Source organism: Enterobacter pseudoroggenkampii (assembly GCF_026420145.1).
GTDB classification, from domain to species: domain Bacteria; phylum Pseudomonadota; class Gammaproteobacteria; order Enterobacterales; family Enterobacteriaceae; genus Enterobacter; species Enterobacter pseudoroggenkampii.
Map to the genome: position 1 here is coordinate 871,574 of NZ_JAPMLV010000001.1, position 23,484 is coordinate 895,057.

Sequence of the window (23,484 nt, forward strand, 5' to 3'; positions counted from 1 at the left end):
CGATGATTCATGAGAGTGTTTTAGTCGATTATGATGGCACAAATTTATGATGTATTTTACTTTACGCTGCTTCCAGCGTGGCGTACATGGTCATTGGTGTCTCCCTGTTTTCCAGAAGGTTTCAGGGAAAGAATAGCTGAATATAAGATTCTGCAAGTATGAATGCGAAAATAAGCTTCAGGCGTTCGTCTTATTCCGTCACGGGCCGTAACGCGCGGGATAAACTGAACCACGAATAAATGGCATTGAACAACACGACGCCCGCCGTCACGATAAAGACGGCGCGAAAACCGAAGCTGGCGGAGATCCCGGCCCCGAGCAGCGGTCCGGTGACGTTACCAATATCCCGGAATGACTGGTTATAGCTGAAAATACGCCCGGCAATCTGGTTCGTGGAGTTGTAGACCAGCAGGGTCTGTACGGCGGGCAGCAACGCGCCGTCGGCGGCACCCAGCAAAAAGCGCAGGACGCCCAGCTGCCATGGCGTTTGCACCATCGACATCGGGATAAGCAGCAGGACGGAAATCACCAGCGCGCAGATCAGGATTTTTTCCGGACCCACCCGGTCCCCCAGTTTTCCCAGCCTCGGGGCGCTCAGCAGCGCCGCCACGCCGGGTACGGAGGCGATCAGCCCGCTGATGAACGCAATATTGCTGACGTTACCCGCCAGGTCGCGAACGTACAGCGTCAGAATAGGGGCAATCGACCCGGTAGCCACCTGGATAATCATTGTCGTCACGAACAGGCTCAGCACCAGTCTGGGATTTTTAAGCGAGGTCAGCACCTCCCTGGCGTGGAGCATCTCTTTTTTGGCGACAGGCGTGAAGTTTTCCCGAATACAGAGCAGGGTGACGATAAAGCACAGGAACAGCACGCTGGCGGTGATAAAGAAAACTGGCCGCAGGCCATAGCTATCGGCCAGGAGTCCACCGGCCAGTGGCCCCAGCAGGGCGCCGCTCACGCCGCCGGTTGAAAGCGTGCCCAGCGCCCAGCCGCTCTTATGGCGGGGAATTTGTGTGGCAATCAGGGCATTGGCATTGGGAATAAAGCCCCCCAGCAGGCCCAGCAGCGCGCGGAGGATCAGGAACTGCCAGACGTTTTGCGCCACGCCCATCAGCGCCATGATAATGGCCATCCCCAGCGCCGAGCGCAGCAGCATGATTTTACGTCCCTTGCGATCGGCAAGGCCACCCCAGAAGGGCGAGGCTATCGCGGAAAACAGGAACGTGATGCTGAATACCAGGCCGGACCACATATTGAGCGCGCTGTGACCCGTCACGCCCAGCTGTTCGACGTAGAGCGGCAGGAAGGGCATGACCAGGCTAAACGCCGCGCCGGTAAGAAAACAGCCAAGCCACGCAACCGTGAGGTTACGCTTCCAGTTTATGGGGGCATCTGAGGGTGACATAACAATCCGCATAATGAGGTGCTGAGCACCTGAAGCATGAAGTAATAAGCATGCTAATTATGCGCCTGGGTTATGATTGCCGCAATGAGGGGGAGCTTTTAAAGCTAAAACAGCATGCGGCCCTGAGGGCCGCACGTTGAAAATCAATAGCGGGACGGCGTGCCTTTTGGCCGCGTTTTAAAGCGACGGTGCAGCCACATATACTGCTCCGGGGCGAGCATGATGCACTTCTCCACAACGCTGTTCATCCAGCGTGCGGTGGTTTCTGCATCGTCAAGCGGCGGCGCGAGTTCCGGCTCCAGCATCATCAGCTCGTAGCCTGAACCATCCGGTTTACGGCGAGGAACAAAAGGCACGATGGCAGCTTTGGACATCCGCGCCAGCATCCAGGTGCCGGTGGTTGTGGCGGCCTCGTCAACGGCGAAGAAGGGGACAAATACGCTGGCCTGCGGGCCATAATCATGGTCGGGGGCATACCAGACCACTTCACCGGATTTTAGTGCGCGGATCATGCCCTTCAGATCTTTTCGGTCGATCATGCTTTTGTTGGAGCGCATGCGGCCGTTGGTCTGGATTAAATCGATGACCGGGTTATCGTTAGGACGATAAACGCCAATGCCGGGTGCCTGCATGCCGAACATGCGTGCCCCGATTTCCAGCGTCAGAAAATGGACGCCGATCAGCAGAACGCCCGTCTGGTTGGCCTGAAGCGTATGCACAGGCTCCATGCCGGTTCCCGTCACCTCGCTCCAGCGGGCCATGCGTTTGTCCGGCCAGAACCACGCCATACCGGTTTCCATAAGCCCCATCCCGACGGATTCGAAATTCTTCGAAACCATATCGTGACGATCTGTCTCGCTCATCTGCGGAAAACACAGCTCAAGATTGCGGTACGCGATTTTGGCGCGACGCTTCATAAACAGCTGTGCGAAACGGCCCAGAAATTTACCCAACCGAAAAATTACAGGGTAGGGAAGCTGTACCAGGAGCCATAAAAAGCCAATGCCAAGCCAGGTCAACCAATAGCGGGGATGCAAAAGGGCGGCAGTAAATTTTGGTAACTGGGTCATGTCTTTCCTGTGTTCAAACGTCCTGTTTTGCTAGTGTCTCATTTTTTTAGACGTAGCCAAAATATCTGCTTTCGAAGCGTGCACGAATACAGCAATTGTTAAGCCTGATTAATCAGGGTGTGTGAAATGTAGCGTAAATTGTGTGGATGTAAATTAGTTTTATTTGCTATATGATGCCGACCGATTTTTCATTCTCTCTAACGATTCCAGGACTGTACACCATGCCAGTGTTACACAACCGCGTGTCGAATGAGATGTTAAAAGCGCGTATGTTGGCTGAAACCGAACCGCGCACCACCATCTCTTTCTACAAATACTTCACGATCAACGATCCGCAGGCAACCCGCGATGCGCTTTATCAGGCGTTCACGGCCCTGAACGTCTTCGGACGCGTCTACCTTGCCCGTGAAGGCATCAACGCGCAGATTAGCGTACCGGAAAGCAAAGTCAGCGCTTTCCGCGACGTTCTTTATCACTTCGATCCGGCCCTCGACGGCTTACGCCTGAACATTGCCCTGGATGATGACGGGAAATCCTTCTGGGTGCTGCGCATGAAGGTGCGTGAACGCATCGTGGCGGACGGTATCGACGATCCTGAGTTTAACCCGGCGGATGTCGGCGAATATCTCAAGGCGGCGGAAGTGAATGCGATGCTGGACGATCCGGATGCCGTGTTCATTGATATGCGTAACCACTATGAGTACGAAGTGGGGCATTTCGAGAACGCGATGGAAATCCCGGCCGACACCTTCCGCGAGCAGCTGCCCAAAGCGGTTGAGATGATGCAGGAACATAAAGATAAAAAGATCGTTATGTACTGCACCGGCGGTATCCGCTGTGAGAAAGCCAGCGCGTGGATGAAGCACAACGGTTTTAATAAGGTCTGGCATATTGAAGGCGGCATTATCGAGTATGCCCGCCGCGCCCGTGAACAGGGTTTACCGGTACGCTTTATCGGGAAAAACTTTGTCTTTGACGAGCGTATGGGGGAACGTATCTCGGAAGACGTTATTGCCCAGTGCCACCAGTGCGGCGCGCCGTGCGATACCCATACCAACTGCAAAAACGACGGATGCCATCTGCTGTTTATTCAGTGCCCGGCCTGTGCCGAGAAGTTTAACGGCTGCTGTAGCGAATTGTGCAGCGAAGAGAGCATCCTGCCGGAAGAAGAACAGCGTCGCCGTCGTGCAGGACGTGAAAACGGCAACAAGATTTTCAATAAATCACGCGGCCGTCTGAATACCAAACTGGGTATCCCTGACCCGGAATGATAATAACGCCCGGCACGGCAAAAGCCTGCCGGGCGAATCTATTATGATTTCTGCTGTACACCTTCAACGGAAATAATCAGCTCCACGTCCTGAGACGCCGGGCCTAAATCCGTTGTGATATTAAAATCTTTCAGGTGAATTTTACCCGCCGCTTCAAAACCTGCGCGTTTTCCGCCCCACGGGTCGTCACCCTGACCCAGTAATTTAGCCTCCAGCGTGACCGGTTTTGTTACGCCGTTAAGCGTCAGGTTGCCGGTAATATTCAGCTTATCACCGTCTTTTTTCACTTCCGTGGAGGTGAAAGTAGCCTGCGGGTATTTCCCGACATTGAGGAATTCCTCGCTGCGCAGATGTTTATCACGTTCAGCATGATTGGTATCAACGCTGTTAGTATTAATGGTCACGTTGACCTTGTCGGCGGCAGGATTTTTCTCGTCAAAGGTGAATGTGCCGTCAAAATCCTTAAAGGTACCGTACAGCCAGCTGTATCCCAGATGCTGAATACGGAAATTGACGAAAGCGTGCTGGCCCTCTTTATCAATTTTATAATCAGCCGCCACGGCGGAACCGGCGGTGAATAACAGAGAACCCAGGGCGATACCCAGCAGGTGTTTTTTCATTTTATGCTCCAGAGTCAACTGACGAGCGGCCAAGCATGCGCCTTAGCGTATCGTCTTTATCAATAAAATGGTGTTTGAGGGCGGCAAGCCCGTGAAGTACGGACAGGATCACGACGCTCCACGCAAGCCAGAGGTGAACGACCCCTGCAGTGTCAGCCTGAACGCCCGCATCGCTGAGCGTTGCCGGGACGTCAAAAAGGCCAAAGACGCTAATCGGCTTACCGTCCGCCGTCGAGATAAGGTATCCGCTAATCAGAATGGCGAAGAGCAGCGCATAGAGCGCAATATGCGCGGCGACTGCACTGACGCGGGTAAATTTGCTGTGGGTATTCGGCGCGGCCGGCGGTGGGGAAATATGTCGCCAGATCACGCGGAAAACCAGGCCCAGCATCAGCAGGACACCAATGCTTTTATGTAACTCCGGCGCCTGGTGATACCAGCCATCGTAATAGCTGAGCGTGACCATCCAGAGCCCAAGTCCAAACATACCGTAGACGGCAAGAGCAAATATCCAGTGCAAACCTATGGATATTATTCCGTAGCGCCGGGAGGAGTTACGCAATTGCATCAGAATGTCCATTTTCAAATTAACCGGAAAGTAAAAATGAACGGGAAGACGGGATATTGCAACTGAAATAATTGTCTATTGATTTTTATTTTATTTATTTCAGCGCTTTTGAACAGGATTGATAAAGGTAATTCAATGTCTTCGTGCAAGATGAAATTGAGATTTTCAATAAAGCTAAATAAATGTCAATTATTGTCAGTCGGGCTTTTCAATAAAATACAATGTAAACAAAATCAATAATGGCGAGTAGCGCCCACAATAAGAGATAGAGCATGAAGTGCTCGCGAATATTATTCATCAGAAAGCTAACGATCCTGCGCATAACGCCCCGTAATGCAGTGTGAGTGAACCGGGCCCCGGGACGTCCGGAGCCCGTGTGGATTATCCGTTAAAACGCGAGAGTGAGAAGGGCGTCAGATCAAACTGCGGCGTGATACCCTGGGCAAACTGCGCGGCGATTTCACCCAGCACGGAAGCAAACTTAAAGCCGTGGCCGCTCAGCCCGGTGATTAGCAGGGTGTTGTCATGCCCGGGCAGCGTATCAATGATGAAGTCTTCATCCGGTGTGTTGTCGTAGGTACAGGCTGCGCCATACAGCAAGCCACCGACGCCCGGAAGAATATTCCGCAGGAATGAGAAGGCTTCCGAACCATCCTGAGGAAAGGCGCCGAAAGGCTTACGCTCTTCAGGGGAGGTGATCGCCTGGCCCCCGTTGTGTTTACCAATTTTCAGCGCGTCTTTCTCGGAAGGGAAACCGTAGAACTGATCGCCATTCGGTAATTCCCCGGTGAAGGCCGGGAATTTATTCTGCGCGCTGTAGCGTCCATCCGACTGGAACCAGGAGAAGACTTTGCGCACCGGCTGGATTGGCAGCTCCGGCAGCAGGTGAGTGACCCATGTTCCTGCGCTGACGAGCAGGCGAGAGGCTGAGTAGTCGCCGTCAATGGTCGTTACCGTGACGCCATTCTCGTCATGGGTGATGGCCTCCACCGGACAGTTAAACAGCTGTGCACAGCCGGCTTTCGCGGCAAGGTCGACCCAGGTTTTGATCGCTGTTTCACAATGCAGTACGCCGGAGTGGGCTTCAAAGAGGCCAATATAATCGTCCGGGACGCTAATTTCAGGCCAGCGCGCGGTTATGCCCGTTGCGTCCAGCTTCTCAACGTCCAGATTAAAGGCTTTCGCGCTGCGCTCGACGCCGGCAAGAAATTCCGAATGAGCCGGACCAAGGTTGATAACCCCGGTACGCTCGAAAATACGCTCTTCGGTCTGTTTCGCCAGTTCATCCCACAGCGTCTGGGCGCGAAGCACCAGCGGGACATAGCGCTCGCCTTCTCCATACGCATGGCGCATGAGGCGGGTATCGCCATGATGGCTGCCTTCCGCATGGGGAGGGCGGTGGGCATCGATCATCAGGACCTTCAGACCTGCCTGTGTTGCGTAATAACCGGCAGCGGAACCCACGGAGCCGCTACCAATAATGATTAAGTCGTATCTCATATGCATCTCATAAACTGACGTTTTGTTAGCAGAGTAATTAACAACGCGGAGTTAGACAAGGGAGAAATAAATAAGGCACCGCGAGGGTGCCTGTAGAGAGAAAAGTGGGCATAAGCTTAGTGCCGTTTATACTCATTTTCCTGATAGTCGCCAGATTCTATTTTTGCAATACCTGCCTCTAAAATAGAAATAAACTGACGGGCGACGTCTGTTGTTAGCCACAGCGTCTGTCCAACTTCCGCTTCTTCACGGTTGAGTTGATTCGGGGTCTGGTAGTGCAAACGCAGCATCAGCGCATCGTAGCTATCTACGGTACTGATATCCCAGCCAACAAGTGGATGGGTCTGGATCACTTCACTATTCTTTTCCATTATAACCCCCTTAATGCGTGTTAGAAGACAACGGCTTTGAGGTTCAATGCATGTTTTTCTGAAAGCATCTTCAGTATACCAAGTAATAAGGGTTCCGAAGGGAAAAATAAACAGGTGGCAACACATTTTTCTGCTTTTTAGGATTGTTCGAACAATAAAACACCATCTTGTTCACGATTCTTAAAGAAGATGCCGAATTAATTTGAACTTACCGTATTTTTAGACAAAAAAAGCCGGGGCGACCCGGCAAAAAAACACAATGAGGGAGCAGTATTAATCCGTGATGAACCAGTCGTCTGCGCTTTCCCACGTTTCCTGCAGGATTTCGCTGATGCGATCTTTATCTTCTTTCGCCGCACCAATGACGGAGAGGTTGTTCGCCGCGGCGTAACGCACCGTTACGGCACCCGCGTTGTCGGGAAAGGTGTTGTTAATACGGCGGGATAATTCGCCTGCCAGTGCATCAAGCGCGCCGGCAGGCAGAACAGTTGTTTTGGCTATGGTGACTTCAATACGCATAAATGCCCCCTGTGTAATATACTGTTTATTTATACAGGTATATTATCGGTTTGACAACAAGGGGCATTGATTTTTTAACGTTTTACCGTCCAGTTAACGGTTTCGCCCGCCAGGAAGGGGATCAGCGTGTCATCCGTCAGCGCAATGGACTCCTCAACGTGGCTCGCTTTACGCTCCAGTTCGATGAAGCTGTCGTTGACCGGCAGGCCGTAGAAGCGCGGGCCGTTAAGGGAGCAGAACGCTTCGAAATGTTCCAGCGCGTTCATCTCTTCAAATACGGTCGCGTAGCTGGCAAGCGCCGTTGGGGCGTTGAAGCAGCCTGCGCAGCCGCAGCTTGCCTCTTTACGGTGGCGGGCGTGAGGCGCGGAGTCGGTGCCGAGGAACGCGCGGGAGAACCCGCTGGCAACCAGCTCGCGCAGCGCCTGCTGGTGGATATTGCGCTTGAGAATCGGCAGGCAGTACAGGTGAGGGCGCACCCCGCCCACCAGCATGTGGTTACGGTTAAACATCAGGTGCTGCGGCGTAATGGTGGCGGCGATAAGATCGTTGCCGTCGCGCACGTACTCTGCCGCGTCTTTGGTGGTGATATGCTCAAAGACCACTTTAAGCGCGGGCAGGCGCTGGCGCAGAGGCTCCATCACGGTCTCGATAAACCGGGCTTCACGGTCAAAGATGTCAATTTCGGCATGCGTGACTTCACCATGGACCAGCAGCGGCATGCCCAGTTTCTGCATGCGCTCCAGAACCGGCATGATGGCATCAATGCTGGTGACGCCGTGGCTGGAGTTGGTGGTGGCATTCGCCGGATAGAGTTTCGCCGCCGTAAATACGCCTTCGTTAAACCCACGCTCCACTTCGTTAGGGTCCAGCGAGTCGGTCAGATAGCAGGTCATCAACGGGGTAAAATCGTGTCCCGCAGGCACGGCATCCAGGATGCGCTGGCGATAGGCTATCGCGGCATCGACGGTGGTGACTGGTGGAACCAGGTTAGGCATGACAATCGCGCGGCCATAAATTTCGCTGGTATAAGGCACGACGGTTTTCAGCATATCGCCATCACGCAGATGGATATGCCAGTCGTCAGGGCGGCGGATTTTAAGAACCTGGGGTTGTGCAGTCATGGAAGCTCCGGCTTGTCAGGAATCAGTCATAAGGATGGCTGTTTTTGCCGGACACAAATCATAAGCGGAAACGTTTTCGTTTGCACACTTTTCCGTAAAAAAAAGGGCGCCGCAGCGCCCTTCAGGTTAATCGGTGAAAGGAATGATGATTTCACCTGGCTTAACCTCTATGCCTTTTGCGTATTTTTTCGCCAGAGCTTCACCCTTGCTTTTATCTTCGCTTAAGACGTACGCGGGCTGCTGGTTGAAATAATTACGCAGCGACTGGTTGAGATAGGGCATCAGAGTTTGCAGAACCGGCGCCATCTTGTCCGGCGACACCTGCGCATCGACGACTTCCATCTCCTGGAGGAAAATCGCCCCTTTCTCTTTATTGAACACGGGAAGTGCCTTCAGCTTGAGCTTGATGTTGGCTTTCTGATTGCCAAAGAGGGAGGACATATCAAGATCCGCGTCACCGGCCAGGGTGACTTTGTTTGGCTCTTCACGTCCGATCTGGCTGGTCAGATTCGTGAGCACGATATGCGCGTCCGCCAGCCCCGGCACGCCAATGTCTTTAGAAAAATTGTTATGTTTTTCCAGCGCCTGATTAATTTCCTGTTCACTGACGGTATATTGCGTGAGCTGGTTACAGCCAACCAGCAGACCGCTGACAACTAATGCAGCGGCAAAGACAATTTTCTTCATAGTGTTCCTCAACGAAAAATCGGCGCTTCTGTCCTGTTACGCCAGTATGTCAGCGTGAATGGGCAGAAACCAGCAGAAAAAACTGAGAAGTGGGGCGGGAGGGACTCCCGCCCGAGGGAAAGGCTACGCGCCAGGCTCGAGCATGCCGCTCGCGCTGCGTTTCTGGCTGAACTGCCACCACAGGGCAAGAAGCGTCATAAAGCCCACCACGCCGAGCATCATCCACGGGAGTTCGGGCTGGTTTAACGCTTTGCCGGCATCAAACAACCAGCCGCCCCCGGCGTAACCTAATGCGCCGCCAAGCGCCAGCCCCAGCCGGCTGAAACCCATATAGCTGCCGCGCGCACGCGCATCCGCAAGGGAGGCGCTCAGCGTTTCACGGGCAGGCTCGGCGATGATCGACCCTATATAGAAGGTGCAAATCAGGGTAAACAGCTGCTGGAGAGAGTTCACCAGGCCGATTGGCATCATGCTCAGCGTCATCAGGAACAGCCCGGCCATCAGGCGATGCTCCAGACGAAAACGCCGTTCGCTCCAGCGGGCAATCGGATAAAGCAGCGTTAACGACAGGCAGGCTTCGATGGCGTACATCCATTTAACGGCAGCAGGCGTGCCAGCAATGTCGTTAACCATGATCGGCAGCATCAGCATGACCTGCACAGCCAGCATGTAGTAGCCCGTCAATGTCAGCACATAGGTGACAAAACGTTTGTCGCGCAGGACGCGGCCAAGCCCTTCCCGGACAGGTGCTTTGACCGTCGACAGTTTCCAGGCGGGCAGGAACAGGCCATTAAACAGCGCGCACAAAATAAAGAGTACCGCGCCAGCCGCACAGACCAGACGGAAGTCATACTGCAGCAGCCAGCTTCCCAGCAGGGCGCCGACAACCGCCCCGGCACTGTCCTGCATCATGAGAATCGAGAAGAAGCGGCCGCGGTGCTGCGGGCGAATCAGCTTTACCACCAGCGCGGTGCGGGGCGGATCGAACAGCGTGCCCCCGATACCGGAGAGGAAACAGGAGAACCAGAGCAGCCACGGCTCCTGAGCGACCGCCATCGTGGCAAAGCCTGCCGCGCGCAGCAGCATACCGGTCACGATCATCGGTTTAGCGCCAAAGCGGTCGGCAATGGCCCCGCCAAAGACCCCCAGGCCCTGCTGGACAAACTGGCGTAACCCCAGGGCAATGCCAACCATTAATGCCGCCCAGCCCATTTGATCGACAAAGCGAATCGATATCAGCGGGAAAACGACAAAAAAGCCGAGCACGACCAGCATGTTATCGACGAGCAGGAAATATTTACCCAGGCTCCTGGCCTGTGATACGCGGGACATTTTCCCTCCAGGGAAAATAAGATGGTGAGCACGCTAACATTCTGCGGTGTCGCCGCGTTTTTTCCCACCCCTGAACGCGACAATATTTTTTTATCAAAAGGGTGCTTTGATAGAGAGTTCTCATCGAAAAGTGTGAAAAGAGGTGAAAATGGTATGTCACTGTTTTCACAGACGGCGCAGGCGCAGGTATAGTAAAGCTAATGGGTAAGCTGAAGTGACGGGAAGGAGTGGTATCGATGTTTGGCTATCGCAGTAATGTGCCAAAAGTGCGTCTGACAACGGACAGGCTGGTCGTTCGTCTGGTGCATGAGCGTGATGCCTGGCGTCTGGCGGATTATTACGCCGAGAATCGCCAGTTTTTAAAACCCTGGGAACCCGTTCGGGATGAGAGCCATTGTTACCCTTCCGGCTGGCAGGCGCGCCTCAGCATGATTACGGAATTTCACAAGCAGGGCAGCGCGTTTTATTTCGCGCTGCTGGATCCTGAAGAGAAAGAGATTATCGGGATCGCCAATTTTTCAAACGTGGTGCGGGGATCGTTTCACGCCTGCTACCTTGGCTACTCCATCGGCCAGAAATGGCAGGGGCAGGGGCTGATGTACGAGGCGTTAACGGTGGCGATCCGCTATATGCAACGCACGCAGCATATCCATCGCATCATGGCGAACTATATGCCGCATAATCAGCGCAGCGGCAATTTGCTGGCGCGTTTAGGGTTCGAGAAAGAGGGTTACGCCAAAGACTATCTGCTGATAGACGGAGAGTGGCGCGACCACGTTCTGACGGCGTTAACCACCCGGGACTGGACCGCAGGTCGTTAAGGAGAAAAGATGAAGTATCAGCTAAACGGTACAGAAGCGCGCGTGATTGGGTGCTTACTCGAAAAACAGGTCACCACGCCGGAGCAGTATCCGCTCTCCGTCAACGCCGTGACCATGGCCTGCAACCAGAAGACCAACCGCGAGCCGGTGATGAACCTCAGCGAGCATGAGGTTCAGGACGTGCTCGATGCATTGGTAAAACGCCACTATCTGCGCACCGTCAGCGGCTTCGGCAACCGCGTGACCAAATACGAACAGCGCTTTTGTAACTCCGAATTTGGCGATCTGAAGCTGAGCAGTGCGGAAGTGGCGGTCATCACCACGCTGTTGCTGCGCGGGGCGCAGACACCGGGGGAACTGCGCACGCGCGCTTCCCGTATGCATGAGTTCAGCGATATGCCGGAGGTCGAGCAGACCCTGGAAGGGCTGGCTTCTCGCGAAGACGGTCCATACGTGGTGCGTCTGGCGCGCGAGCCGGGAAAACGCGAAAGCCGCTATATGCATCTGTTCAGCGGTGACGTCGATGTCGCTACCGTGGAGAGCGACGCGGGAGCCTCAGCAAGCAATGACAGCCTTGCCGCGCGCGTAGAGGCGCTGGAAGATGAGGTCGCCGGGCTGAAACAGCGTCTGGATGCGTTGCTGGCACATTTGGGAGACTGACGGTGAAAAAATTACGCGTAGGCGTGGTGGGGCTGGGCGGCATCGCGCAAAAAGCCTGGCTGCCTGTTTTAGGTGCAGCGACGGACTGGACCCTGCAAGGGGCATGGTCACCCACCCGAGAAAAGGCAGAACGTATCTGCGAAACCTGGCGCATGCCGTATGCTGCCTCCCTGCAGGATCTGGCCCGCGAGTGTGATGCGGTTTTTGTGCATACCTCAACGGCAACCCACTATCAGGTGGTGAGCGAGCTGCTCAATTTGGGGGTTCACGTCTGCGTGGATAAACCGCTGGCTGAAAATGTTCAGGATGCCGAACGGCTGATTGAGCTGGCCGCGCGCAAAAAACTGACGCTGATGGTGGGCTTCAACCGCCGCTTTGCGCCGCTTTATCAACAGCTGAAGGCGCAGTTGGGCACGCTCGCCTCGCTGCGGATGGATAAGCACCGTACCGACAGCATTGGGCCAAACGATTTGCGCTTCACGCTGCTGGATGACTATCTGCACGTTGTGGATACGGCGCTGTGGCTCGCCAGCGACAATGCACAGCTGCAAAGTGGCACGCTACTGACGAACGAGCAGGGTGAAATGGTCTACGCCGAACATCATTTCGCGATTGACCATCTACAGATCACGACCAGCATGCATCGTCGTGCGGGGAGTCAGCGTGAATCCGTCCAGGCCGTTACCGACAGCGCGTTGTACGACATAACCGACATGCGTGAATGGCGGGAAGAGAAGGGCAGCGGCGTGGTGACGCTACCTGCCCCTGGCTGGCAGAGCACGCTTGAACAGCGCGGTTTTGCCGGTTGTGCCCGCCACTTTATCTCCTGCGTGCAAAATCAGACGGTTCCTGAAACGTCCGGTGAGCAGGCCATTATGGCGCAGCGCATTGTGGAAAGGCTCTGGCGCGAGGCCATGAGCGAATAACTCGCTGTAACATCTGCGGATAGTAATTCGTTGAAATCCGGTTAGACTAAGCGCCGCTTGTTGGCTTTGCCGGGTGGCGCTTACGCTTACCCGGCTCACAAATCCGTATGGTTCTGGAAATTCACGTTAATGAACTTATTAAAATCGCTGGCGGCCGTCAGCTCGATGACCATGTTTTCCCGCGTGCTGGGTTTTGCGCGCGACGCCATTGTGGCAAGGGTATTTGGTGCAGGGATGGCCACGGACGCCTTTTTCGTCGCGTTCAAGTTGCCGAACCTGCTGCGTCGTATTTTTGCTGAAGGGGCGTTTTCCCAGGCATTCGTGCCTATCCTGGCGGAATATAAAAGCAAGCAGGGTGAAGACGCGACGCGCGTCTTTGTCTCTTATGTCTCCGGGCTGCTGACGCTGGCTTTGGCGGTGGTGACGGTACTCGGGATGCTAGCCGCGCCGTGGGTGATTATGGTGACCGCGCCCGGTTTTGCCGATACGGCCGACAAGTTTGCCCTGACCTCGCAGCTGCTGCGCATTACTTTCCCCTATATTCTGCTGATCTCGCTGGCCTCGCTGGTGGGGGCGATCCTGAATACCTGGAACCGCTTCTCTGTTCCGGCGTTTGCGCCAACGTTTCTCAACGTCAGCATGATCGGCTTTGCCCTGTTCGCTGCGCCGCACTTCAACCCGCCGGTACTGGCGCTGGCCTGGGCGGTCACCGTGGGCGGCGTGCTGCAGCTGGCGTATCAGCTGCCGCATCTGAAAAAAATCGGCATGCTGGTGCTGCCGCGCATCAATCTCAAAGATGCCGGGGCGATGCGCGTCATCAAGCAGATGGGGCCCGCTATTCTCGGCGTCTCCGTCAGCCAGATCTCGCTGATTATCAACACCATCTTTGCCTCGTTCCTCGTTTCCGGCTCGGTTTCCTGGATGTACTACGCCGACCGTCTGATGGAGTTCCCGTCCGGAGTGCTGGGCGTGGCGCTGGGGACCATCCTGCTGCCGTCGCTGTCGAAAAGTTTTGCCAGCGGTAATCATGATGAGTATTGCCGCCTGATGGACTGGGGGTTACGTCTTTGCTTCCTGCTGGCCCTGCCAAGCGCGGTGGCGCTGGGTATTCTGGCCAAACCGCTGACGGTGTCGCTCTTCCAGTACGGGAAATTCACCGCCTTTGATGCCGCCATGACCCAGCGCGCGCTGATTGCCTACTCGGTCGGATTGATGGGGCTGATCGTCGTCAAGGTGCTGGCGCCCGGGTTCTACTCGCGTCAGGACATCAAAACGCCGGTGAAAATTGCCATTGTGACGCTGATTATGACGCAGCTGATGAACCTGGCGTTTATTGGTCCGCTGAAGCATGCGGGCCTGTCATTATCGATTGGTCTGGCGGCCTGTCTGAATGCCGGACTGCTGTACTGGCAGCTGCGCAAGCAGGATATTTTTACACCGCAGCCGGGCTGGGGAAGTTTCCTGGTGCGTCTGATCGTGGCGGTACTGGTGATGTCTGCCGCGCTGCTCGGCATGATGTACGTGATGCCGGAGTGGTCTCAGGGCACCATGCCCTACCGTCTGATGCGGCTGATGGCCGTGGTGGGCGTCGGGGTGGTGGCGTACTTTGCCACGCTCGCGGTGCTGGGCTTCAAAGTGAAAGAGTTTGCCCGTCGGACGGCATAAACGCCAAAAGGGGAGTTCACCTTATGGTGCTCCCCACTGCATGATTTGTCGCTGATGCGTCAAATCGAAATCTTTTTCACACCCGCAATACGCGCAGTCGCTGTCTGACCATCCGCACCGTACAGTCCGGTTTCTTTATGCGGTTTCAACACCTCAAGCGCCTGCTGATTACGCTCAATCTGACCTTCCAGTAGCCAGCCGTTATGCTGGTTAAGATCGCGCAGGTGCTGGGTTTTTTCGGTAATGGTCTGCCAGCGCTCAATAATATCGTCATTGGCGCTGCGCTTCGGATCCTGCTCAGCGCGGCGTTGTTGCTCCAGATAATCCAGCGTCGCCAGAAGCGAACTCTTATCTTCAGTAATACGCTGCAGCGCGCTGCCGTTGATGTGACCGGAAGAGAGATGCTGTTGTTCAGCGTCCATTACCGTTTTCAGGTCGTTCAGGACAACCGTCATTTGATCCAGTATTTCTGACAGTCGACTCATACGGTTAGTTACTCTGTAAGAAACTCTGTGCTTCCTGAATCAGGGCATCAGCGATCTTGCTGGTATCCATTTTCAGTTCACCGTTACGAATAGCCGTTTTCAGCGCTTCAACACGTTCCATATTGATATCGTTGGTGCCTGGCTGCATCAGTTTCGCCTGCGCATCGCTCAGGGTCACGCTGGTGCTGTTGGACATTGACGGTTTTTCCAGACGCGTTTTCTGCGCAGGAGTGTCATTCGTTTCGCGAGGTTGTACAGCGCTTACCGGCTTCAGGGCTGATGTACGATCAATGCTCATAGTGTTGTCCTCATCGAGGGTTCGCGGCGTTTGCGCCTGACATCATCATTAGTGGAATATTTATCGGCACGCGCCGCGAAATCTTTAAAAAGATTATAGGTTAATCAGAATATTCCCATCAGAATCGACGGTTCCGCTCACCACCTGGCCTGAGGACATTCTGACGCGGATGTTTTGCGCCACCGCGGCATTGTTTAACGCTTTCCCTTCACTGTTGATACTAAAGCCCTCTCCGTTGGCCACCACCATCACCTGCTGGCCCGCTTTTATCCGCCATGCCTGGCGCAGCATTGAGAGCTGTATCGGCTGGCCTGGTGTAACATCACGCAGGCTGACGGCGTCCTGTGCCTGATTTATTTCCAGCATGGTGCGTGGAGGCAGCTGATCCAGACGGCCGCGTTTTAACGTCACGCTGTTCGTCTGCAGTACGCTGCCGCGCGCAATGGGCACGGCGGCGACAACATAATTGCCCGTCGCCTGAACTGCAACCTGTAAATAGCGTTTTTCGTTGGCGCAGCGTGCCAGCACGTTCACATTCCCCCAAAGCTTTGTGAACCCCACCACGCTGAACGAAGGCTGGTCACACGTCGGGTACAGATTCGGTGGCGTGCGCACGGTAACGGTAACGTCATCGCTAAAGCCTGCCAGCTTCTCAGCAAAGAAAGCCGTCAACTGATCCTGTAAGCCTTCAGCCTGCACCAGCGGGCTAAACAGCCAGAAAATTGCCATCAGGCCACGTTTTAACGTTTGCATCGCAAGTTCCACCGTTTCCAGAGTTGAATGAATTCTACCTGCAGTGGTTTTGCATCAACGCAATAAATAGCGACGCATTTTGCGCTTATTCCGTCGATAGGGGAGACCGGGTGAGATTTAAGCTGTGAACTGAAATTTTGCCATCAGCGGAGGAGACATGCTCGATAAACTCGACGCCGCGTTACGTTTTCAGCAGGAAGCGCTCAATTTACGCGCCCAGCGGCAGGAGATTTTAGCCGCCAACATCGCTAACGCCGATACCCCAGGGTTTCAGGCGCGCGATATTGATTTTTCCAGTGAACTCAAAAAGGTGATGGAGCGTGGACGTGCCGAAGGAACGGGTGTTGCACTTGCCATGACATCCTCTCGCCATATTCCTGCTCAGGCGATGACCGCGCCAGCGACCGATTTACTTTACCGCATTCCCGATCAGCCCTCACTCGACGGTAACACCGTGGATATGGACCGGGAGCGTACGCAGTTTGCCGATAACAGCCTGAAATACCAGACGGGCCTGACCGTACTCGGCGGACAAATCAAAGGCATGATGAACGTCCTGCAGGGGGGGAACTGATAGATGGCCTTGTTGAATATTTTTGATATCGCCGGTTCGGCGTTAACCGCGCAGTCCAAACGCCTGAACGTGGCTGCCAGTAACCTGGCAAACGCCGACAGCGTCACCGGACCCGACGGCCAGCCTTATCGTGCCAAACAGGTTGTCTTTCAGGTCGATGCTGCGCCGGGCGCGGCGACGGGCGGCGTGAAGGTGTCTGATGTGGTAGAGAGCCAGGCGCCTGACAGGCTGGTGTATGAGCCGGGTAACCCGCTCGCGGATGCCAGCGGATACGTGAAGATGCCAAACGTGGATGTGGTGGGTGAGATGGTGAACTCCATGTCGGCTTCCCGTAGCTACCAGGCCAACGTCGAAGTGCTTAATACCGTGAAGAGCATGATGCTCAAAACACTCACTCTCGGCCAGTAAAGGAGACATGCATGTCCATCGCCGTAAATGTGAATGATCCTACGAACTCGGGTGTTAACAACACCAAGAGTACGACGGGTTCTAACTCCCTGACGGGGAGTAACGCCGCCGATCTTCAGGGCAGCTTTCTGACGCTGCTGGTGGCGCAGCTTAAGAACCAGGATCCCACCAACCCAATGCAGAACAACGAACTGACCACGCAGCTTGCGCAGATCAGTACCGTGAGCGGCATTGAGAAACTGAACACCACCCTCGGTTCCGTCTCTGGGCAGATTAACAGCGCCCAGTCTCTGCAGGCGGCAAGCCTGATTGGCCACGGGGTGATGATCCCGGGAACCACGATTCTGGCAGGCACCAGCACCACCGACGGCAATACCACCACGACGACCACGCCGTTTGGCGTTGAGCTCCAGCAGCCGGCTGAGAAGGTGACTGCAACGATCATGGATGCCAATAACGTGGTGGTTCGCACCATTGATATCGGTGAGCTGAAGGCGGGCGTTCACACCTTTACGTGGGATGGCAGCCTGACCGACGGCACGAAAGCACCAAACGGTTCCTACAAAGTAGCGATCAGCGCCAGCAACGGGACAACCCAGCTGGTAGCGCAGCCGCTGCAGTTCGCGCTGGTCCAGGGCGTGATTAAAGGAAGCGACGGCAACAAACTGGATTTGGGAACCTCTGGTTCCACCACACTCGACGAAGTTCGGCAGATTATCTAAGCCTTATCACTTATCAGGAGTAAGTCATGGCCTTTTCTCAAGCGGTCAGCGGCCTGAATGCTGCGGCCACCAACCTGGACGTCATTGGCAACAACATCGCCAACTCCGCGACCTATGGTTTTAAATCCGGTTCTGCATCATTTGCAGACATGTTTGCCGGTTCCAAAGTGGGTCTGGGCGTGAAAGTTGCGGGCATCACTCAGGACTTTAGCGACGGCACCACCACCAACACCGGTCGTGGTCTGGACGTTGCCATCAGCCAGAACGGTTTCTTCCGTATGGTCGATTCCAACGGTTCCGTGTTCTACAGCCGTAACGGCCAGTTCAAGCTGGACGAAAACCGTACGCTGGTGAACATGCAGGGCATGCAGCTGACGGGCTACCCGGTAGCGGGTACGCCGCCTACCGTTCAGACCGGTGCGAACCCTCAGGCGATTACTATCCCGAATACCCTGATGGCGGCAAAATCGACCACCACCGCGACGCAGCAGATCAACCTGAACTCAACCGACCCTGTTCAAACTGCCCCTTTCGATGCGACCAACCCGGACACCTATAACAAAAAAGGGACCGTGACCGTATTCGACAGCCAGGGTAACGCCCATAACATGTACGTCTACTACGTGAAGACGGCCAACAATAAATGGGATCTTTACACTCAGGACGGCAGCGTTGCAGGTTCTACAGCAGCGAAAGCGGCGCAGATGAACTTTGATGCGAACGGCAACCTGGCGGGTGTCTATAACTACGACGCTGCGGGTGTACTGAGCGCAACGCCAAACGCCACGCCGGCCATTAACATCACCACGGGTTCTGTCAGCGGTGCGACGGCGGCGACCTTCTCCCTGAGCTTCCTGAACTCCATGCAGCAGAACACCGGTGCGAACAGCGTTGTGGCAACCAATCAGAACGGCTACAAGCCAGGCGATCTGGTGAGCTACCAGATCAACGACGATGGCACCGTGGTGGGAAGCTACTCTAACGAACAGTCTCAGGTTCTGGGTCAGATCGTGCTGGCAAACTTCGCCAACAACGAAGGTCTGAAATCAGAAGGCGACAACGTCTGGTCTGCCTCTCAGTCCTCCGGCGTGGCGCTGCTGGGTACCGCGGGCACCGGTAACTTCGGCAAGCTGACCAACGGCGCGCTGGAAGCCTCCAACGTGGATATGAGTAAAGAACTGGTGAACATGATCGTCGCGCAGCGTAACTATCAGTCGAACGCGCAGACCATCAAAACCCAGGATCAGATCCTCAACACGCTGGTTAACCTGCGTTAAGCGGCTAACAGGAAAGCGCAATGGATCACGCAATATATACCGCGATGGGCGCGGCAAGCCAGACGCTCAATCAGCAGGCCGTTACCGCCAGCAACCTGGCAAACGCCTCAACGCCGGGCTTTCGCGCGCAGCTTAATGCTCTGCGCGCGGTGCCGGTAGAAGGGCTTTCTCTGCCAACCCGTACGCTGGTGACGGCATCTACCCCTGGCGCAGATATGACGCCTGGGCAGATGGACTACACCTCACGCCCGCTGGACGTTGCCCTGCAGCAGGACGGCTGGCTGGCGGTGCAAACGGCCGACGGCAGCGAAGGCTATACCCGTAACGGGAACATCCAGGTGAGCGCGACGGGCCAGCTGACGATTCAGGGGCATCCGGTGATGGGGGAAGCGGGTCCGCTGACCGTGCCGGAAGGCTCTGAGCTGACTATCGCCGCGGACGGCACCATTTCGGCGCTGAACCCGGGCGACCCGGCCAACACCGTTGCGCCCGTCGGACGTCTGAAGCTGGTTAAGGCGGAAGGCAAAGAGGTGCAGCGTGGCGATGACGGCATGTTCCGTCTGACCCAGGCGGCGCAGGCGACGCGGGGTGCCACGTTACAGGCCGATCCGAGCATCCGCGTGATGTCCGGCGTTCTGGAAGGCAGTAACGTCAAGCCGGTCGAAGCCATGACCGACATGATCGCCAGCGCCCGCCGCTTTGAAATGCAGATGAAGATCATCAGCAGCGTGGATGAAAACGCGGGCAAGGCTAACCAACTTCTGGCTATGAGTTAACAGGACTCCTTATGATCAGTTCTTTATGGATCGCGAAAACAGGCCTGGACGCCCAGCAAACCAATATGGATGTGATTGCCAACAACCTGGCAAACGTGAGCACCAATGGTTTCAAGCGTCAGCGCGCTGTTTTCGAAGATTTGCTTTATCAAACCATCCGCCAGCCGGGCGCGCAGTCTTCTGAACAGACGACGCTGCCTTCGGGCCTGCAGATCGGTACCGGTGTTCGCCCGGTGGCCACCGAGCGTCTGCACAGTCAGGGCAACCTGTCTCAGACCAACAACAGTAAAGACGTGGCAATCAAAGGGCAGGGCTTCTTCCAGGTGCAGCTGCCTGACGGGACCTCTGCTTATACACGCGACGGTTCGTTCCAGGTCGATCAGAACGGCCAGCTGGTGACGGCGGGCGGTTTCCAGGTCCAGCCTGCGATCACCATCCCGGCCAACGCCCTGAGCATCACCATCGGACGTGACGGTGTGGTCAGCGTGACCCAGCAGGGACAGGCCGCGCCGGTTCAGGTTGGGCAGCTCAACCTGACCACCTTCATGAACGATACCGGTCTGGAAAGCATTGGTGAGAACCTCTACACCGAAACGCAATCCTCCGGTACGCCAAATGAGAGCACCCCAGGCCTGAACGGTGCGGGCCTGCTGTACCAGGGCTATGTTGAAACCTCCAACGTGAACGTGGCGGAAGAGCTGGTGAATATGATCCAGGTTCAGCGCGCGTATGAAATTAACAGTAAAGCAGTGTCGACGACCGACCAGATGCTGCAGAAACTGACGCAACTCTAAGGTGTAGCCCGGTGCGGTAAACGCCGCGCCGGCTCCCTGTTTTCGAAGATGAAGGCAATGCAAAAAAACGCGGCGTTTCGTTATCCGATACTGACTGTTCTGGCTGTCACCCTCAGCGGGTGTGCTTTGATCCCGTCCAAACCATTGGTCCAGGGTGCGACGACTGCCCAGCCCGTTCCTGGCCCTGCGCCAGTGGTAAACGGCTCCATTTTCCAGACCGCGCAGCCGATTAATTACGGCTATCAGCCGCTGTTTGAAGATCGCCGCCCGCGTAACGTCGGCGATACATTGACCATTGTGCTGCAGGAAAATGTCAGCGCGAGCAAGAGCTCGTCGGCGAATGCCAGCCGCGATGGCAAAACCAATTTTGGCTTCGATACCGTGCCACGCTATCTCGAAGGGCTGTTCGGCAACGCGCGTGCTGATGTGAACGCGTCCGGCGGCAACACCTTTAACGGCAAAGGCGGCGCGAACGCCAGCAACACCTTCAGCGGTACGCTGACGGTCACGGTTGACCAGGTACTGGTTAACGGCAACTTACACGTTGTGGGTGAAAAACAGATCGCCATCAACCAGGGCACTGAATTCATTCGCTTCTCGGGCGTGGTTAACCCTCGCACCATCAGCGGCACCAACACCGTTCCGTCCACCCAGGTGGCGGATGCGCGCATTGAGTACGTCGGTAACGGCTATATCAATGAAGCGCAAAATATGGGTTGGCTGCAGCGCTTCTTCCTTAATTTATCGCCGATGTAAGCGAGGTGACCCATGTTTAAATCGATCTTCGCCGTGGCGCTTGCGCTGGTGGCAACGTTTGCCCAGGCTGACCGTATTCGCGACCTCACCAGCGTTCAGGGCGTACGTGAAAACTCCCTGATCGGCTACGGTCTGGTGGTGGGTCTGGATGGTACCGGTGACCAGACGACCCAGACGCCGTTCACCACCCAAAGCCTGAACAACATGCTTTCCCAGCTCGGCATTACCGTGCCGGCGGGAACCAACATGCAGCTGAAAAACGTGGCGGCAGTAATGGTCACCGCTTCCTACCCGGCGTTTGCGCGTCAGGGACAGACCATTGACGTGGTGGTCTCCTCAATGGGTAACGCCAAAAGCCTGCGCGGCGGTACGCTGCTGATGACCCCGCTGAAAGGCGTCGACAGCCAGGTCTATGCGCTGGCGCAGGGGAACATACTGGTCGGCGGTGCGGGAGCATCCGCAGGCGGAAGCAGCGTGCAGGTGAACCAGCTGAACGGCGGACGGATTACCAACGGGGCGATCATTGAGCGTGAACTGCCGACCCAGTTTGGCGCGGGCAACACCATCAACCTGCAGCTCAATAATGAAGACTTCACGATGGCGCAGCAGATTGCCGATACCATCAACCGCAGCCGCGGCTACGGTAATGCAACGGCACTCGATGCGCGCACCGTACAGATCCGTACCTCTACCGGCAGCAGCAACCAGGTGCGCATGCTGGCAGATATCCAGAATATGGAAGTGAATGTTCCGGTCCAGGATGCGAAGGTGATCATCAACTCCCGTACCGGCTCGGTGGTCATGAACCGGGAAGTGTCGCTCGACAGCTGTGCCGTGGCGCAGGGTAACCTCTCCGTGACGGTAAACCGCTCCGCGAACGTGAGCCAGCCGACTACGCCATTTGGTGGCGGTCAGACGGTGGTGACGCCGCAAACGCAGATTGATATGCGTCAGAGCGGCGGGTCACTGCAAAGCGTTCGCTCCAGCGCCAATCTGAACAGCGTGGTGCGTGCCCTGAATGCCCTGGGGGCAACGCCGATGGATCTGATGTCCATCCTGCAATCGATGCAAAGCGCGGGCTGCCTGCGCGCCAAACTGGAAATCATCTAATGCTGACCGATAGCAAACTGTTGACCAGTGCAGCCTGGGACGCCCAGTCGCTCAACGAGCTGAAAACCAAAGCAGGAAAAGACCCGGCGGCGAATATCCGCCCGGTCGCCCGCCAGGTGGAAGGGATGTTTGTACAGATGATGCTGAAAAGCATGCGTGAAACCCTGCCGAAAGACGGGATGTTCAGCAGTGATTCAACGCGTCTCTACACCAGCATGTATGACCAGCAGATTGCGCAGCAGATGACTGCGGGTAAAGGCCTCGGTCTGGCTGACATGATTGTCAAACAGACCGAAGCCGCGCAGGGCATTCAGCCTCAGGAGCAGCCGCAGCAGGTGCCGATGAAGTTCGACCTGGAAACGGTGACCAGCTATCAGAACCAGGCCCTGACGCAGCTGGTGCGTAAAGCGATGCCAAAAGCCACGGGCAGTGGCGATGAGCCGCTCTCCGGTGACAGCAAAGACTTCCTGGCGCAGCTTTCTCTGCCTGCGCGCCTTGCCAGCGAACAGAGCGGCGTGCCGCATCACCTGATTCTGGCGCAGGCCGCGCTGGAGTCGGGCTGGGGTCAGCGTCAGATCCGCAAGGAAAACGGCGAGCCGAGCTTCAACATCTTCGGCGTGAAGGCCACCTCCAGCTGGAAGGGGCCGACAACGGAGATCACGACCACCGAATACGAGAACGGTGCGGCGGTGAAGGTCAAAGCCAAATTCCGCGTCTACAGCTCTTATCTGGAAGCCTTGTCCGATTATGTCGGCCTGCTGAGCCGAAATCCGCGTTATACCGCCGTTACGCAGGCGGCGACGGCGGAGCAGGGGGCTCAGGCGCTGCAAAACGCGGGCTACGCGACTGACCCGAACTATGCACGCAAGCTCACCAGCATGATCCAGCAGCTGAAATCCATGGGCGAGAAGGTCAGCAAAGCCTATAGCACAGATATCGAAAATCTGTTCTGAAAGTTCTCAAGTCCCGGTGGAGGTTGCCGATAACCTTCA

The 23,484-nt window shown here is 55.7% G+C and carries 28 protein-coding genes; 14 read left to right on the plus strand and 14 right to left on the minus strand.

Annotated elements, in window-relative coordinates; translation table 11 throughout:
• Positions 1–190: 190 nt before the first annotated feature.
• Together mdtG and OTG14_RS04230 are read right to left on the minus strand one after the other, a co-directional pair.
• Positions 191–1,408, minus strand: coding sequence for a multidrug efflux MFS transporter MdtG (mdtG, locus tag OTG14_RS04225; protein ID WP_024908999.1), 1,218 nt, complete (start codon positions 1,406–1,408; stop codon positions 191–193).
• Between the two features lie 143 nt (positions 1,409–1,551).
• The gene (locus OTG14_RS04230; protein ID WP_024909000.1) at positions 1,552–2,478 is read right to left on the minus strand and encodes a Kdo(2)-lipid IV(A) acyltransferase; all 927 of its coding nucleotides are present in this window, start codon (positions 2,476–2,478) and stop codon (positions 1,552–1,554) included.
• A gap of 221 nt (positions 2,479–2,699) precedes the next feature.
• Here OTG14_RS04230 and trhO point away from each other — a divergent pair, with 221 nt between their 5' ends.
• The gene (gene trhO / locus OTG14_RS04235; RefSeq protein ID WP_024909001.1) at positions 2,700–3,749 is read left to right on the plus strand and encodes an oxygen-dependent tRNA uridine(34) hydroxylase TrhO; all 1,050 of its coding nucleotides are present in this window, start codon (positions 2,700–2,702) and stop codon (positions 3,747–3,749) included.
• Between the two features lie 41 nt (positions 3,750–3,790).
• Here the strand turns inward: trhO and OTG14_RS04240 are convergent, their stop codons facing one another.
• The 9 genes from OTG14_RS04240 to mdtH form a co-directional block, all read right to left on the minus strand.
• Positions 3,791–4,369 (minus strand): YceI family protein, encoded by a 579-nt coding sequence (locus OTG14_RS04240; RefSeq protein WP_267214632.1) that lies wholly within the window; start codon positions 4,367–4,369, stop codon positions 3,791–3,793.
• 1 nt (position 4,370) lies between these two features.
• Positions 4,371–4,937, minus strand: coding sequence for a cytochrome b (locus OTG14_RS04245; protein ID WP_267214633.1), 567 nt, complete (start codon positions 4,935–4,937; stop codon positions 4,371–4,373).
• Between the two features lie 208 nt (positions 4,938–5,145).
• Complete coding sequence (locus tag OTG14_RS04250; RefSeq protein WP_032645429.1) at positions 5,146–5,259, minus strand: DUF2770 family protein; 114 nt, start codon at positions 5,257–5,259, stop codon at positions 5,146–5,148.
• 59 nt (positions 5,260–5,318) lie between these two features.
• On the minus strand, positions 5,319–6,437 hold the full coding sequence (gene solA, locus OTG14_RS04255) for an N-methyl-L-tryptophan oxidase (RefSeq protein ID WP_208763754.1): 1,119 nt from the start codon (positions 6,435–6,437) through the stop codon (positions 5,319–5,321).
• 116 nt (positions 6,438–6,553) lie between these two features.
• Positions 6,554–6,808: a biofilm formation regulator BssS gene (gene bssS, locus OTG14_RS04260; protein ID WP_008500827.1), complete on the minus strand. Its 255-nt coding sequence runs from the start codon at positions 6,806–6,808 to the stop codon at positions 6,554–6,556.
• Positions 6,809–7,081: 273 nt separating this feature from the next.
• Entirely contained in the window at positions 7,082–7,327 is a 246-nt protein-coding gene (gene dinI, locus OTG14_RS04265) for a DNA damage-inducible protein I (RefSeq protein WP_008500826.1), read from the minus strand.
• A gap of 74 nt (positions 7,328–7,401) precedes the next feature.
• Positions 7,402–8,448: a dihydroorotase gene (pyrC, locus tag OTG14_RS04270; RefSeq protein WP_032650832.1), complete on the minus strand. Its 1,047-nt coding sequence runs from the start codon at positions 8,446–8,448 to the stop codon at positions 7,402–7,404.
• Positions 8,449–8,574: 126 nt separating this feature from the next.
• Entirely contained in the window at positions 8,575–9,135 is a 561-nt protein-coding gene (locus OTG14_RS04275) for a lipoprotein (RefSeq protein ID WP_023311126.1), read from the minus strand.
• Positions 9,136–9,258: 123 nt separating this feature from the next.
• A complete protein-coding gene (gene mdtH, locus OTG14_RS04280; protein ID WP_024909006.1) occupies positions 9,259–10,467 on the minus strand; it encodes a multidrug efflux MFS transporter MdtH in 1,209 nt (402 codons plus the stop codon).
• Between the two features lie 236 nt (positions 10,468–10,703).
• Here mdtH and rimJ point away from each other — a divergent pair, with 236 nt between their 5' ends.
• From rimJ to murJ, 4 genes are all read left to right on the plus strand, one after another.
• The gene (gene rimJ / locus OTG14_RS04285; protein WP_008500822.1) at positions 10,704–11,288 is read left to right on the plus strand and encodes a ribosomal protein S5-alanine N-acetyltransferase; all 585 of its coding nucleotides are present in this window, start codon (positions 10,704–10,706) and stop codon (positions 11,286–11,288) included.
• 9 nt (positions 11,289–11,297) lie between these two features.
• Entirely contained in the window at positions 11,298–11,948 is a 651-nt protein-coding gene (locus OTG14_RS04290; RefSeq protein WP_267214634.1) for a YceH family protein, read from the plus strand.
• Between the two features lie 2 nt (positions 11,949–11,950).
• Complete coding sequence (locus tag OTG14_RS04295; protein WP_267214635.1) at positions 11,951–12,874, plus strand: Gfo/Idh/MocA family protein; 924 nt, start codon at positions 11,951–11,953, stop codon at positions 12,872–12,874.
• Between the two features lie 129 nt (positions 12,875–13,003).
• Positions 13,004–14,539: a murein biosynthesis integral membrane protein MurJ gene (murJ, locus tag OTG14_RS04300; RefSeq protein ID WP_024909009.1), complete on the plus strand. Its 1,536-nt coding sequence runs from the start codon at positions 13,004–13,006 to the stop codon at positions 14,537–14,539.
• 59 nt (positions 14,540–14,598) lie between these two features.
• Here murJ and flgN read toward each other — a convergent pair whose 3' ends face one another.
• The 3 genes from flgN to flgA form a co-directional block, all read right to left on the minus strand.
• Entirely contained in the window at positions 14,599–15,024 is a 426-nt protein-coding gene (flgN, locus tag OTG14_RS04305; RefSeq protein WP_008500818.1) for a flagella biosynthesis chaperone FlgN, read from the minus strand.
• A gap of 4 nt (positions 15,025–15,028) precedes the next feature.
• Complete coding sequence (flgM, locus tag OTG14_RS04310; RefSeq protein ID WP_157188928.1) at positions 15,029–15,322, minus strand: flagellar biosynthesis anti-sigma factor FlgM; 294 nt, start codon at positions 15,320–15,322, stop codon at positions 15,029–15,031.
• A 93-nt stretch (positions 15,323–15,415) separates the two neighbouring features.
• On the minus strand, positions 15,416–16,075 hold the full coding sequence (flgA, locus tag OTG14_RS04315) for a flagellar basal body P-ring formation chaperone FlgA (protein ID WP_267214636.1): 660 nt from the start codon (positions 16,073–16,075) through the stop codon (positions 15,416–15,418).
• 157 nt (positions 16,076–16,232) lie between these two features.
• Between flgA and flgB the strand changes: the two genes are divergently transcribed.
• From flgB to flgJ, 9 genes are read left to right on the plus strand one after another with little or no spacing between them, the layout of a single operon-like run.
• A complete protein-coding gene (gene flgB / locus OTG14_RS04320) occupies positions 16,233–16,649 on the plus strand; it encodes a flagellar basal body rod protein FlgB (protein WP_023311135.1) in 417 nt (138 codons plus the stop codon).
• 3 nt (positions 16,650–16,652) lie between these two features.
• Positions 16,653–17,057, plus strand: a complete 405-nt coding sequence (flgC, locus tag OTG14_RS04325; protein WP_008500814.1) for a flagellar basal body rod protein FlgC — start codon at positions 16,653–16,655, stop codon at positions 17,055–17,057.
• Between the two features lie 11 nt (positions 17,058–17,068).
• Positions 17,069–17,779 (plus strand): flagellar hook assembly protein FlgD, encoded by a 711-nt coding sequence (flgD, locus tag OTG14_RS04330; protein WP_048990267.1) that lies wholly within the window; start codon positions 17,069–17,071, stop codon positions 17,777–17,779.
• 26 nt (positions 17,780–17,805) lie between these two features.
• The gene (gene flgE / locus OTG14_RS04335) at positions 17,806–19,056 is read left to right on the plus strand and encodes a flagellar hook protein FlgE (RefSeq protein WP_024909013.1); all 1,251 of its coding nucleotides are present in this window, start codon (positions 17,806–17,808) and stop codon (positions 19,054–19,056) included.
• A 20-nt stretch (positions 19,057–19,076) separates the two neighbouring features.
• Complete coding sequence (locus OTG14_RS04340; RefSeq protein WP_008500811.1) at positions 19,077–19,832, plus strand: flagellar basal body rod protein FlgF; 756 nt, start codon at positions 19,077–19,079, stop codon at positions 19,830–19,832.
• 11 nt (positions 19,833–19,843) lie between these two features.
• Positions 19,844–20,626 carry a flagellar basal-body rod protein FlgG gene (flgG, locus tag OTG14_RS04345; RefSeq protein WP_008500810.1) on the plus strand — a complete coding sequence of 261 codons (783 nt, stop codon included), beginning with the start codon at positions 19,844–19,846 and terminating at the stop codon, positions 20,624–20,626.
• A gap of 57 nt (positions 20,627–20,683) precedes the next feature.
• Positions 20,684–21,382 carry a flagellar basal body L-ring protein FlgH gene (gene flgH, locus OTG14_RS04350; RefSeq protein WP_024909015.1) on the plus strand — a complete coding sequence of 233 codons (699 nt, stop codon included), beginning with the start codon at positions 20,684–20,686 and terminating at the stop codon, positions 21,380–21,382.
• Between the two features lie 12 nt (positions 21,383–21,394).
• On the plus strand, positions 21,395–22,492 hold the full coding sequence (locus tag OTG14_RS04355; protein WP_024909016.1) for a flagellar basal body P-ring protein FlgI: 1,098 nt from the start codon (positions 21,395–21,397) through the stop codon (positions 22,490–22,492).
• Positions 22,492–23,445 carry a flagellar assembly peptidoglycan hydrolase FlgJ gene (gene flgJ, locus OTG14_RS04360; protein WP_024909017.1) on the plus strand — a complete coding sequence of 318 codons (954 nt, stop codon included), beginning with the start codon at positions 22,492–22,494 and terminating at the stop codon, positions 23,443–23,445. Before OTG14_RS04355 ends, flgJ begins: the two co-directional genes overlap by 1 nt.
• Positions 23,446–23,484 lie beyond the last annotated feature (39 nt).